This window comes from Spirosoma litoris, assembly GCF_054776755.1.
This window is the reverse complement of sequence record NZ_BAAHBI010000035.1, coordinates 491315-504399: the sequence shown is the minus strand read 5'-3', so window position 1 is coordinate 504399 and position 13085 is coordinate 491315. Positions and strand designations below refer to the sequence as shown.

General features: G+C 45.8%; 8 protein-coding genes. 6 read left to right on the top strand and 2 right to left on the bottom strand.

Annotation, left to right across the window (positions count from 1 at the left end):
* Positions 1-317: 317 nt before the first annotated feature.
* The gene (locus tag ACYVGR_RS21410) at positions 318-2723 is read left to right on the top strand and encodes an ABC transporter permease (RefSeq protein WP_460960455.1); all 2406 of its coding nucleotides are present in this window, start codon (positions 318-320) and stop codon (positions 2721-2723) included.
* 337 nt (positions 2724-3060) lie between these two features.
* Here the strand turns inward: ACYVGR_RS21410 and ACYVGR_RS21405 are convergent, their stop codons facing one another.
* A complete protein-coding gene (locus ACYVGR_RS21405) occupies positions 3061-5424 on the bottom strand; it encodes a phosphoketolase family protein (RefSeq protein WP_460960453.1) in 2364 nt (787 codons plus the stop codon).
* A 165-nt stretch (positions 5425-5589) separates the two neighbouring features.
* On the opposite strand from ACYVGR_RS21405, the gene ACYVGR_RS21400 reads away from it, so the two are divergent.
* Positions 5590-8166 (top strand): cation-translocating P-type ATPase, encoded by a 2577-nt coding sequence (locus tag ACYVGR_RS21400; protein ID WP_460960451.1) that lies wholly within the window; start codon positions 5590-5592, stop codon positions 8164-8166.
* Here the strand turns inward: ACYVGR_RS21400 and ACYVGR_RS21395 are convergent.
* Entirely contained in the window at positions 8153-8467 is a 315-nt protein-coding gene (locus ACYVGR_RS21395; RefSeq protein ID WP_460960449.1) for a thioredoxin domain-containing protein, read from the bottom strand. The two genes, ACYVGR_RS21400 and ACYVGR_RS21395, sit on opposite strands and share 14 nt — an antisense overlap.
* A 272-nt stretch (positions 8468-8739) precedes the next feature.
* Here ACYVGR_RS21395 and ACYVGR_RS21390 point away from each other — a divergent pair, with 272 nt between their 5' ends.
* The 4 genes from ACYVGR_RS21390 to ACYVGR_RS21375 all read left to right on the top strand — a co-directional run bounded on the left by ACYVGR_RS21390 (position 8740) and on the right by ACYVGR_RS21375 (position 12436).
* A complete protein-coding gene (locus ACYVGR_RS21390) occupies positions 8740-10344 on the top strand; it encodes a sensor histidine kinase (RefSeq protein ID WP_460960447.1) in 1605 nt (534 codons plus the stop codon).
* Positions 10322-11371, top strand: coding sequence for a response regulator (locus ACYVGR_RS21385; protein ID WP_460960445.1), 1050 nt, complete (start codon positions 10322-10324; stop codon positions 11369-11371). Before ACYVGR_RS21390 ends, ACYVGR_RS21385 begins: the two co-directional genes overlap by 23 nt.
* 145 nt (positions 11372-11516) lie before the next feature.
* Positions 11517-11972: a pyridoxamine 5'-phosphate oxidase family protein gene (locus ACYVGR_RS21380; RefSeq protein ID WP_460960443.1), complete on the top strand. Its 456-nt coding sequence runs from the start codon at positions 11517-11519 to the stop codon at positions 11970-11972.
* A gap of 266 nt (positions 11973-12238) precedes the next feature.
* Positions 12239-12436, top strand: coding sequence for a hypothetical protein (locus tag ACYVGR_RS21375; RefSeq protein WP_460960441.1), 198 nt, complete (start codon positions 12239-12241; stop codon positions 12434-12436).
* Positions 12437-13085 lie beyond the last annotated feature (649 nt).

The window sequence follows — 13085 nt, the reverse complement described above, 5'->3', positions numbered from 1 at the left end:
CAGATTCATGACTGACTGTTTGTCTCAGCTGGGAGGTTTTTATAAGACCACAGTATAGGCAACATGCCCACCTGTTTACGAGCAAAAATCCACGGCAGTCCGTAAAAGTAACATTTACATTTCGTTAACATTCTTTTACAGGTCCTCAAATAGGTCCCAGCACAAAACCAGTAGATTTGTTGAAGTTCTTTGATAGAGAAAATAAAATGGTTAAATAATTACATTTATTCTTGATATTTTTTTACTCTCCGAAAAAAACGAGCTAAGAAAGGATTATTAAAACAAAAGGTAAGTGAATCGAAAAATAGTTTAGCCTAATGATACTATATCACTTCACTTCCATCCTGCGGTATAGTTCACGTAATAAAGCATTTACGTTAATCAACCTGTTGGGATTGGCTATCGGTTTGACGGCTTGTATGCTAATTATGCAGTATGTCGTCTACGAATTCAGCTATGATGATTTCCATGTAAAGAAAGACAGGATTTTTAGAGTACAGCAGGACCGTTACAATAGAGGAGGACTATCCACGCGATGGGCTGCTGGTTGCGTTGGTATCGGCCCCGATTTGAAAACCAACTTTCCTGAAGTAGAACGTTATGTACGGTTACTCCGTACGGACGCCATACTGTCTACAGCGAACGTATACTTTAGAGAGAATGCTTTGTATTATGCCTCTGACGATTTCTTTCAGGTTTTTTCCGTTAAACTTATGGCAGGCGAAGGATCTTCGGCTTTAAAAGATCCAGCTAAGATCGTCCTATCGCAGTCATTAGCTAAAAAGTATTTTGGCAAAGAAGATCCTATCGGAAAAATAATCCACTGTAGTGCTCATGGTGTAGATTGCCAGGTAACAGGAGTTTTTGAAGACCTCCCAGATAACACGCATATGAAAATTGATGCGTTACTATCGTTTGCCACCCTGCAGAAATCGTTGAATGACCCGCTGATGACATGGGAATGGGATGGGTTTCTGACCTACATTTTACTCAATCAAAAAGCAGATGCAAACATGCTCGAAGCCAAACTTCCTGGTTTCGTTGAGAAACAAGTGGGACAGCAACTAAAGAAAACCAGTGCGAGTATGGAATTCCACCTGCAACCTCTTACCAGTATTCATCTCGATTCAAATTTCACGGGAGAATTTAAGCCCAATGGCAACCGACAATCAACCTATTTCTTATCCATTGTAGCCATCTTAATTCTGGTGATTGCATGGATCAACTATAGTAACCTATCCACGGCAAAATCAATTGAGCGAGCCAGGGAGGTGGGGGTTCGTAAAGTTTTAGGAGGATTTCGGTCTCAGCTCATACAACAATTTCTTTTTGAATCCTTACTACTGAATACAACGGCATTTGTTATCTCAATAATCGTTGTGGTATTGCTTACACCATTTTTCAGTGAGTTAACAAATCGAGAGTTGGGCTATGTGTTGTTTGAACAAAACTCATTCTGGATAGGGGTTGGGCTATTAATTGGGAGTGGCACTATGCTTTCTGGCATCTACCCCGCTTTTGTGTTATCGGCTTACAAACCAGTAGAAGTTCTCAAAGGCAAATTTAAAAACACGAGTACTGGGGTACGCTTTCGAAAAGGCATGGTGGTTGTGCAGTTTATAGCGTCTATCACGTTAATTATAGGAACGTTTACTGTTTACAGACAACTTCGTTTTATGCAAGACCAGGAGTTAGGCGTGAACCTGGATCAAACCTTAGTGCTACATTCTCCGGATCTGATTGACGGAACAATCGAAGGAAAATTTCAAGTCTTTAAACAACGAATTGAACAATATCCGGAAGTAGCCTCTGTGAGTGCATCTTCAGAGGTACCCGGTCAAAAGATTGGTACGAATATAGGGGGCGTACGAAGGCTTAGCCAGCAGGATGCAGAATCAAATCAATACAGTGTCATTCATATCAACCATGATTTCATAAGCGCTTATGGGTTGACGCTAGTAGCAGGAAGAGGCTTCTTAAGCGACTTGACCAATGACCGGCACAATGTCATACTTAACGAAACTGCGGTTAATCTGATGGACTTTAAGAAAGCTGAAGACGCAATTGGTGACAGGATAATTTTTCAGAGCGATACGTTACGTATTGTTGGTGTATTGAAAAATTACCATCATGAGTCACTGAAAAAAGCGTTTGATCCGCTGATTTTCAGATACCACCCTGGCGCTTTTGGTTTTTATTCCATTAAGTTAAATCCATCCTCTGTCAAGGCATCACTAAGTAGCTTTGAAAAGGAATGGAAGGCGATATTTCCCGAAAATCCCTTTATGTATTTCTTCCTCGATGATCATTACAATCAGCAGTATAAGGCCGATGAACAGTTTGGGAAAGTTTTCGGTCTATTTTCATCGCTCGCTATTTTTATTGCCTGCCTGGGCCTATTTGGCTTGTCCTCACTTACCGTGATTCAACGCACGAAGGAAATTGGGGTTCGAAAAATCCTTGGAGCATCCGTCCCCACTATTCTTGTCATGATAAGCAGAGATTACATCCTACTACTGGTTTTGGCTACTGTTCCGTCAGTTCCGTTGGCGTGGTGGATCATGACAGGATGGCTTTCCAATTTTGCTAATAGAATCCCCTTAACATGGTGGATCTTCGCCATTCCTAGCTTTGCCGTATTTATTATTGCCATGCTTACCGTGAGCGTTCATACGATCAAAGCTGCGCGTACAAACCCAGTTAGGTCCTTGAGGTATGAGTGAGTAATTTGAACCATCAAATGTATTCATAGCTCTTTCTTAAAACGCCCTATTCTTGAGATGGAGACAGTTCTATCCCAGGCAAAGTCTTTCTTTAGGAAATAAAGTACGCACCGGCCTTTAGGTTTGCGAGCGGTAAGATTCCAAGTTTTGGGATAGCTTGCTGGCAAGTAAAACGGACCGGCACCTCCTAGCACTCGGCTGGGTTGGTGGTGGACGGTGTTTCATAAGTCAACCATTCATTCTTGGTTGGTTAACTGTATACGCAAGCAATAAGGGCACCATCTGTCGTGAGTTACCTCTAAAGTTGATGCCCTTAGCTTAACACACCTCAACCGAATCAACTTCTCACCTCTGGCATATCCAGTCCCTCCCGGCGAATATAGGCCGCATGTTGAGTAAGTTTATCCTGACACCATTGCACCAGGGCTTGCGTACCAGGCAGGTTACTAGTATGCTGAAGCGCGGCCATCACCAATTGGTAACGACTCATGTTGTTGAGTACAAGCATATCAAAAGGTGTAGTCGTGCGACCTTCTTCCATATAGCCTCGCACGTGAAACCGATTGGGATTTGTTCGATGGTGGATCAGTTCGTGAATAAGCATCGGATAGCCGTGAAACGCAAAAATCACAGGCCGATCAGTTGTAAAGAGTTGATTAAAGGCGGCTTCAGGAAAACCATGCGGGTGATCTTCTGGCGACATGATCGTCAGCAAATCAACGATGTTTAGTACCCGTACCCGAAGGTCAGGTAAGCGTTCTTTCAAAATTGCGGCAGCGGCAATAGTCTCATTCGTCGGAACATCACCGGCGCAAGCCAGTACCACATCCGGTTCCTGATCACCGGCATTGCCCGCCCAATCCCAAACGGATAATCCTCGACTACAGTGATCACGGGCAGCGTCAATGGATAACCATTGGGCCTGACACGCTTTGGAAGCGACAATTAAATTAATGTAATCGCGACTACGAAGGCAATGGTCAGTTACAGCGAGCAGACAGTTGGCATCGGGCGGCAGATATACCCGCGCAACGGAGCTTTTCTTGGCCACGACAGAATTAATAAAGCTGGGGACTTGGTGGGTATAGCCATTGTGGTCTTGCCGCCAGACGTGGGAGGTGAGCAGGTAGTTCAACGAAGCCAGCGGTTTACGCCAGGGGGTTTCTTTACTTACCTTTAACCACTTGGCATATTGGTTAAGCATTGAATCGACGAGTGGGATAAACGCTTCATAACAGCCAAACAACCCATGACGCCCCGTAAGCAAATACCCCTCCAGCCAGCCCTCGCAGGTGTGTTCACTCAGAATTTCCATCACCCGACCATCGGGAGAGAGGAACTCGTCCGTTTCGACCATTGGCCCCATCCAGGCTCGTTGCGTCGCTTGAAACAACGGAGTCATGCGGTTCGATGTCGTCTCGTCGGGGCAGACGATCCGAAAGTTTTGAGCTGCTTCATTCAGGCAAAATACATCCCGTAGGTAAATGGCCAACTGGTGCGTTCCTTCAACAGATACAGTACCTGGTGATGGGACCTTCACAGCATAGTTGACATAGTTGGGTAGTTCGAGGGGAACCAGTAACTGCCCGCCATTTGCGTGGACATTCATCCCAATTCGCCGGGAACCCGTTGGGCAGTTGCTTATGACACCTGGAAACGGTTGCCCCAGGCCGTCAAATAAATCCTGGGGGCGATAACTCCGCAGCCAGGATTCCAGGGTAGCGAGTTGAGTCGGTTTTCCGGCGGGATCGGCTACGGGCAATTGGTGTGCATGGGATGTATTCTCAATCGGCTGCTCATCAACGGTCAGCGGGCAAGTCCACCCTTTGGGAGTTTGCAGAATCAGCATTGGCCAGGCTGGCACGCCCATCAACAAACCCGCCCTGGCGTTTTGCTGAATCGTCCGAATTTCACCATAGGCCCAGTTCATCGCCTGCCACGTCGCTGCATGCACCTGCATCGGATCGCTACCGCCAATGATGCGAACTTGATAGCCATAGCCTGTAAACAGATTGGTCAGCTCCTCGTCGCTCATTCGTCCGTAAATCGTGGGGCCCGACAATTTATACCCATTGGCGTGTAGAATGGGCAGAACCGCTCCCGATGTAGCTGGATTCAGGTATTTATTCGAATGCCAGGAAGCAGCCAGCGGACCTGTTTCGGCTTCTCCATCGCCCACCACGCAGGCAACGATTAGGCCCGGATTATCGAGAGCGGCTCCAAATGCATGCGAAAGACAGTAGCCAAGCTCCCCTCCCTCCTGAATCTGACCGGGCGTTCCCGGAACCAGATGGCTTGGGAGGCCGTAAGGCCATGAAAACTGACGGATCAACTGGCTCATGCCGTTAAGCCCGACCTTATAGGTAGGATCGTATTCGCCCAGGGTTCCTTCCAGATACAAATTTGCCAGAATGGCCGGGGCGCCATGTCCGGGGCCGGTTACGAGTAATAGGTTGGCATCGGTATCCTGAATAAGTCGATTTAAGTGGGCATATAGCAGATTCAGCCCAGGTTGGGTGCCCCAGTGTCCAAGCAGCCGTGGTTTAATATCTGTTGATTTAAGCGGGCGTTCCAGTAAAAAATTATCACGAAGATAAAGCTGGGCAGCCCCCAGATAGTTGGTGGCCAGCCAGTAACGGTGCACATTGGCAAGCCGCTGATAAGTCGGCTCAGGGATAGAAAAATCGACGACCTGGTTCATTCGTAAGGTGTTAGTTAAAGACAAAAGTCTGGACGTACGCCCATTACAAATTTGCGGGTCTACGCATCCTTATTACCTGACAATCAGCATATAATTACATGACTATTGTCAGTACCTCGTTAACGTATCAAGGACGATCTCCGACGAGAATCACTGAATACGCTGATGAAAATCAGTCCATTGGCAGGTCAGGAAATGCAGTTTTGTTATACCAAAGCTACTACACTACCCATGATCTCCTCTGAACTCCCCCCCCTACCTGCAAACCTGATTGGACTGACAGCTCCCGAAGTTGATCAAGCCCGCGAACGTTTTGGCTCTAATGCCTTGGCTGATAAGGAGTACGACTGGCAATTGCTCATCCGTATTGGTACTGAACCCATGTTCATTTTATTGGCACTGGCCTGTAGTCTGTACTTTTTTTTAGGCGAGTGGTACGAGGGTATTGCGCTGGGGCTGGCAATGGTATTAGTATCGGGACTTTCGCTTCTCGAATCCATACGAAGTGATCGCGCCCTAGAAGCACTTCAACAACTAACAGCCCCTACAGTGCAAGTAATGCGTGATGGTAAGCTCGAAGCGTTACCAACTGAGCAGTTAGTAGTAGGTGATGTTATCCTATTGACAGAAGGGCAAACCGTTCCTGCTGATAGCCGTTTACTACAGGCAAATGACTGCTCGGTTGACGAAAGCACGCTGACAGGTGAATCGGTTCCAGTGTTTAAGGCCGACATAGGAGATCAATTTTTTAAAGGAACAACCTTAACATCAGGCAGGGCTTTTCTGTTGGTTAATGCCGTTGGGGGCAGCACCGAAATTGGCAAGTTAGGTCATGCCCTTCAGACAATTACGCCCGAACAAACACCACTTCAACAACAAATTCATCAGTTTGTAAATCGGATGGCGTTTGTTGGACTAGGTGCATTTTTACTGGTCTGGACTATCAATTTTGCCCGGTCTGGCGACTGGATGAGCTCTTTACTGGTTGGCCTAACTATGGCAATGACTATCCTGCCAGAAGAGATTCCGGTGGCATTCAGCAGCTTTATGGCACTGGGGGCTTTCCGTCTGGCTCATTTGGGTGTTTTGACCAAGCAACCCCAAACCGTAGAAAGTTTAGGGTCTGCCTCGGTGATCTGCGTTGACAAAACCGGAACGATTACCCAGGAAGGTATGATTCTGACCCAACTCTATGTAGGCTCCGAGCATCGCATTGTATCTATCTCCTCTGGTTTATCGTCGTCAGCACTTGATGTAGTATCCTATGCCCGATGGGCAAGTGAACCAGAGCCATTTGACTCAATGGAAAAAGCAATTCTGGTGGCTTATCAAAAATACAAACTACCTGGCGAGCCAATGAAGCGCCCGATTGTTCATGAATATCCTTTAGCAGGATCGCCCCCCATGATGACCCATGTTTATGAATCGCAATCGGGTCTAAGACAAATTGCAGGCAAAGGCGCAGTCGAACGAATCGTTACTAGCTGTTCACTGGATGACCAGGAAGCCGAAATTATCCTTCAGCAAGCCCGTCAATTATCTGCTCAGGGATACCGGGTTGTTGGTGTCGCTGGCAGTGAATGGACTGGCTCTTCTTTTCCCAAAAATCAGGATGATTTCAACTGGCAGTTTAAAGGCTTGATAGCCTTTGAAAATCCACCTAAATCCAATGCCAAACGAGTTATCAGTCAGTTTAAGCAAGCAGGCATTGCCGTTAAACTAATTACGGGCGACTTCCCGGAAACGGCTATCTCTATTGCCAGACAAGTTGGCTTACTCGTTGATAAACACGTATTGACCGGGGCGGAGGTAATGGCCTTATCCGACGCCATGCTCCAGGAACAAGTTGGTCTGACCAGTGTATTTGCCCGCATGTCGCCCGACGCCAAACTCCGAGTGATTCAGGCTCTTAAGGCTACCGGGCAAGTCGTTGCCATGACGGGCGACGGCGTCAACGATGGGCCAGCCTTAAAAGCCGCTCATATCGGTGTGGCTATGGGTCAGCGCGGCACGGAGCTAGCCCGACAAGCGGCTTCACTTATCCTGACCAATGATAATCTGGCTAGCATGGTTAATGCTATTTCGCTCGGACGTAGAATTTACCAGAATCTTAAAAAAGCAATTGCCTATATTCTATCCATTCACATCCCAATCATTCTAACCGTCACGGTTCCATTGCTGGCCAACTGGCCGTTTACCAATCTGTTTAGCCCTATTCATGTTATTTTACTGGAGCTGATTATGGGGCCAACCTGCTCCATTGGCTTTGAACAAGAACCCGCAGAGAAAGGATTGATGCATCAGCCACCACGTCCCATCAACAGCACTTTTTTTACTGGTAAGGAATTAAGCTTGAGTCTGATTCAGGGATTAGTAATTGCTCTATTCACACTTGGGGTTTATTATCAGGGCATGCGGCAGGGGCTATCGATTGACGTTGTTCGAACCAAGACGTTTGCAAGTTTAATGATGAGTAATCTCTGGTTAACCCTGGTAAGTCGATCAAATCAAGAATCCCTCTTGAGCACGCTAAAAAAGCCAAATCCGTTCCTATGGAATATCCTTGGCTTAACCCTATTCCTCTTGACTGCCATTTTGTTTATTCCAGCAATTCGTTCGTTTATGCAGTTCTCGGCACTAAATGTAATTCAATTAGGCCAGTGTATGCTGACTGGTTTCGCCAGCGTAATTTGGGTTGAAGGCTACAAATGGCGGAAGCGTAAGGCAATTAATTCGTTTTAGTTAAGCATTCCTCCAGTAGTTCCAGTAAGTTATCCGTTGGAAACCCTATCTGCCGCCAAAGCTCAATACCCTGCCAAACCAATACAAAACAGGGCAGTTGATTGACGGAAAAACTTTGCGCTACACCTGGATGCACGATTTCTTCAATCTTAAGCACCTGAATTCGGTCGGTAATTTTTGGTTGTAGCTGCTCCATCAAGTCATTTACCATAAGGCGCTGGTGAGCATCCGCTGGCATAAAACAGAGTAATACAGGAAGCAGGACCTCTTGTTTACTCTCTTTTGAGTAATTGGACTTCATTACCATTTGGATTTATTTATTCCGAAAAAGTGGACATTAGATTTGAAAATGAAGGTGGGCATACTTTGTAGCATTGAGTATGATTCCAGTCATAGGTTTGGCTAATCTTAATCCTGTTCGATTAAACCCTGCCTAGCGTTTTTTGCACTAAAACCTAGGTAAACTTTTGACTGTCAACAGTTTTCCGTAGATTTTGCCAATTTTCCAATCAACATTATTTTTAGAACCCTCCTGAAAAATCGATCATTTTAGCGCATTTCAGTACCAATTCTATGCACAGGGAACCGTATGCCAGCGGCTTGCTAAGTGTTCTATTTGAACAGGGCGTCGACTTTTTGGGAGTGTATGATTTTCAGAAGGATCGCTACGTTCGGATTAATCAGATTGGCGTAAAGATGCTTGGCTATCCGTCGGAACAATTATTGATCGATCAACCCCAATTCTCCTTCCGGAAACAACAGCTTACACCCGAACAGCGGACCCAAGCTATTACCCAACTCATGCAGCAAGGGTATTATGAAGAGGAGACCGAAATAGTGAGGTATACTGGCGAAACATTCTGGGGGCGGCTCATGCTGGAGTTATTTGCCGATGGTCAGCTGGCCCTTATTCGAATTACCAACCTGGATCGTTTACACCGTGCCGAACAAGAGTTAGATCATAGCGTTCGGCGCTATGAAGCCGTTTTTACGAACGCAACAATTGGCATTATTGTATGCGATCAGCAGGGAAAAATCGTGTCTGCTAATCAGATGGCAGAACAGTTATTCGGGTATGGCGTAAATCAGTTAATAGATCTGCCTATTGATCAGCTGGTTCCTCAAAGTATCAGTCAATACCACCAGAAGCTCCGCCAGTCCTTCATTGATCATCCACAGGCCCGGCCAATGGGCCATAACCGAGATCTGTATGCGCAACATAAGGATGGGTCGCTGTTTCCGGTTGAAGTAAGCTTAAGTTATTTTCGGCTGGATAATACAATGTACGCAGTGGCTTACATTATCGACATTACCCTCAAAAAAGGGGTAGAGAAACAGGTATTAGACCAAAAAGATCAGTTGGAACGACTGAATGCCGAACTCGAACAAAAAGTAATTAATCGTACACATGCCTTAATGAATACACTGAGGCAACTAGAAACATCAAAAGAGGAGTTAGCACAGTCGCTCAAAGCCGAGCGTGAATTGGGTGAATTAAAATCCCGATTTGTGTCAATGGCATCTCACGAGTTTCGGACTCCATTGACAGCCATTCTGAACTCAACTACTCTGATTGAAAAATATCCAGACACGGATCAGCAGCCGAAACGACAGAATCATTTGCGTCGGATTCGTATGTCGGTCAAGCATCTGAATGAAATTTTAGAAGAATTTTTATCTGTTGGTAAGCTTGAAGAAGGGAAAGTTATCGCAAAACCAACCTTAGTCGATCTTTCTCCGCTTGTGGATGAAGTCATTAGCGATATGCAAAGTCTTCTGAAAGCCGGACAGATGATTGCAACGGATATTCACTGCTCGTATCTCATTTGGCTCGACCCATCATTACTTCGTAAGATAATCGTCAATCTTCTCTCAAACGCGATAAAATACTCGGGCGAAGGATCGATTATCCGGATTTTGGCTACTACTGATGAGCAACGGATCATGCTGATTATAAAAGATCAGGGCATTGGGATTTCCATGGATGATCAACAGCATCTGTTTGAGCAATTTTTCCGGGCCAAAAACGCAGCTAACATAGCGGGTACGGGCTTGGGGCTTCACATAGTGGCTAAATACGTTGAACTCATGCGAGGAACGATTACCCTGCAAAGTGAACTCAATAAAGGCACAACTGTAACGATCACCTTTCCCTATGAAAACCATCCTCTTGATTGAAGACAATGAAGCGATTCGCGAAACAACCGCCGAAATTCTGGAGCTAGCCAGTTATAAAATACTTACGGCCGAAAACGGAAAGGAGGGCGTTAAAAAGGCACTGGAAACAAAACCTGATCTGGTCATTTGTGACATTATGATGCCGGTTTTAGATGGCTATGGGGTATTGCAGATCTTCACTAAAAACCCACAGTTGGCAGGAGTACCTTTTATATTCTTAACTGCCAAAACGGAACGGGTCGATTTCCGCAAAGGAATGGAACTCGGTGCCGACGATTATCTGACAAAACCGTTTGAAGAATCGGAATTACTCAGCGCCATTGAAAGCCGATTAAATCGATTCTCCACGTTGCGCCCTTCTTACGATCTGCAACAAAACGGGTTAAATCAGTTTCTTGACGACGCACAGGCCATTGGCGGTTTAAACAGTTTGTCGGCAGACCGTAAAACTCATTCCGTACGCAAAAAACAATATGTGTATTCAGAGGGAGATGAGCCGACCCGGCTGTATTTTCTTAAGTCCGGCAAGGTCAAGACGGTCCGTAATACAACTGATGGGAAAGAACTCATTACGGGTATTTATAACACAGGGGAGTTCTTTGGCTATTTTGCGCTCTTCGAAAAAGGAGATTATACAGACTCTGCCATTACCCTGGAGGATTCGGAGTTGGTATACATTCCCAAAGAGGATTTTCTCCAACTCGTGTCGGTCAATCCGGAGGTCAGTCAGCAATTTATTAAATTGTTGGCAGGCCGGGTAGGCGAACGTGAACATCAACTCCTCAGTATGGCCTATAATTCGCTCCGACGTCGAGTCGCCGATACGCTGCTTCGTTTGAACGAGCAACAGCCCGACACCATAATCCAGCTTTCGCGCGATGATCTGGCCGCCCTGACGGGAACGGCTACCGAATCGCTCATACGCACGCTGAGTGAGTTTAAGCAGGATGGTTTGATTGAAATATTTCCGCCAATGGGTGCGATTCGACTAGTAAAACCAGAAAAACTACGCCGGGCTAACTGGTAATGAGCGGCAAATGATAGCCTCTCCAAATTTGTGAAGAGCACCTGCCGAGGATCATCGTTCTGACTGATAATCAGCATTCCTTTCGGCTAACTATCACCCTATTTTTAGCGTAGCGGTTTTGAAAAGCCAGCCCGCTCCTTAAGGTATGCTAAGCGAACTTTCCCCCGATGTAGTCGAATCAATGCTGACCAATCAGTACTTTGGTCGCATTGGCTGTGCTGCCAATGACCGTGTTCTCATTGAACCAGTGGCGTACTATTACGATGGGCATTTTATTTATGGGCTCACCCGACAGGGCACCAAAACGCAACTTCTGCACGAGAATCCACATGTTGCCTTTGAGATTGACGAAGTTGTTACCCCCACCCTTTGGCGAAGTGTGGTTATAGAAGGAATTTTTGAAGAGCTAAAGGATGAAGAACAGGACGATGCCCTTTTTCTGCTCCAGCAACGAAAGATTCCTGTCTTTGCGGATGAACGTTTTGGCTACCCCGGCGTAGATTCTCCAACTGGCAATAAAGTTGTTTATCCCGTTGTCTATCGAATTCGAATTGTCCGCAAAACCGGACGTTGTTACGAGTACACTCCCGATCAAAATTGACCGTCTGACGGTGAATGGATTATATTGACGAATCATAGATAGCCCTGACCGATATCATAGGGTTTTACTCGCTGGAAATCCAGTTTTGTACAGTAAAATTTAGATTCGTCTAGTTATGAAAATCGCTTTTTTCAGTGCGCTCCCTGTTGAAGAGCCCTGGTAAGAGTTAGCTTCCAACCACTGTATTACGTACATCTCGCAGCCATTAACGCTGGAAACGGCAGAATTAGCCATTGGCCAACTTGCCGGTTATGCCGCTGATGTGTATGAGTGGGAACGCTCCTATTTTCATTACGACTATACGAACAAACCGATTACGAAATCATCCGAACGTTCTGCTAACTGCACACCAAGGATTCCTTACTGAAGAAGCTCTCCGTCAGACGGCTCGAAACTTACTCAACCAATTTACTTTCTACGAAAGTCAGCAGACCATTCTTGCTACCAAAGCGTCTATGTGCTAATACCCCGTTCTGGTTGGCAAAGTCATCAGTTCTTCTTGCAATTCCAACTAAACCTGATTACGGTATGCTACGCACCCTGTTTATTTTGCTGTTACTTATTCACGGCTTGATCCATATACTTGTCTTTGTAAATCAGTGGGTTATTACACTTGAAACTCAGATGAGTGGGAAAACCGTGATTCCGCCTTCGGCAGGAATGTCAAATTTACATTGTATTTAACGTGAATACGGAATTAGGAATGGCCCATAGGGCCTTCACAGCGTAGCGTCGGTAGAAAAGACATTAGGGCGATCCATGTGCCGTCAGGTACATAACAATTGTGTACCTAACGGCACACTTAACCATCTACAGGGAGACTTTTCTACCGACGCTGCGCTGTTGAGGCCCTAACGGGCCTATCTAATCCCGTATTCACATTATTCAGCTATGTACGGAATCAGGGAAACGGCTAATCACGGTCATGGGACATAAGGTACACATCAGGTTAGTCCGTTTTAATACTATCCCGTTAGCCTCCATGAAAAAGATACTGCTCCCGACAGATTTTTCCGAAACCTCGAGAAACGCGATTCGATGCGCCCTTGGTTATTTCATTAAACCAGAACCCCCGGATAAGTGCTGTATAACCAGACTTATCCGGGGGATTTT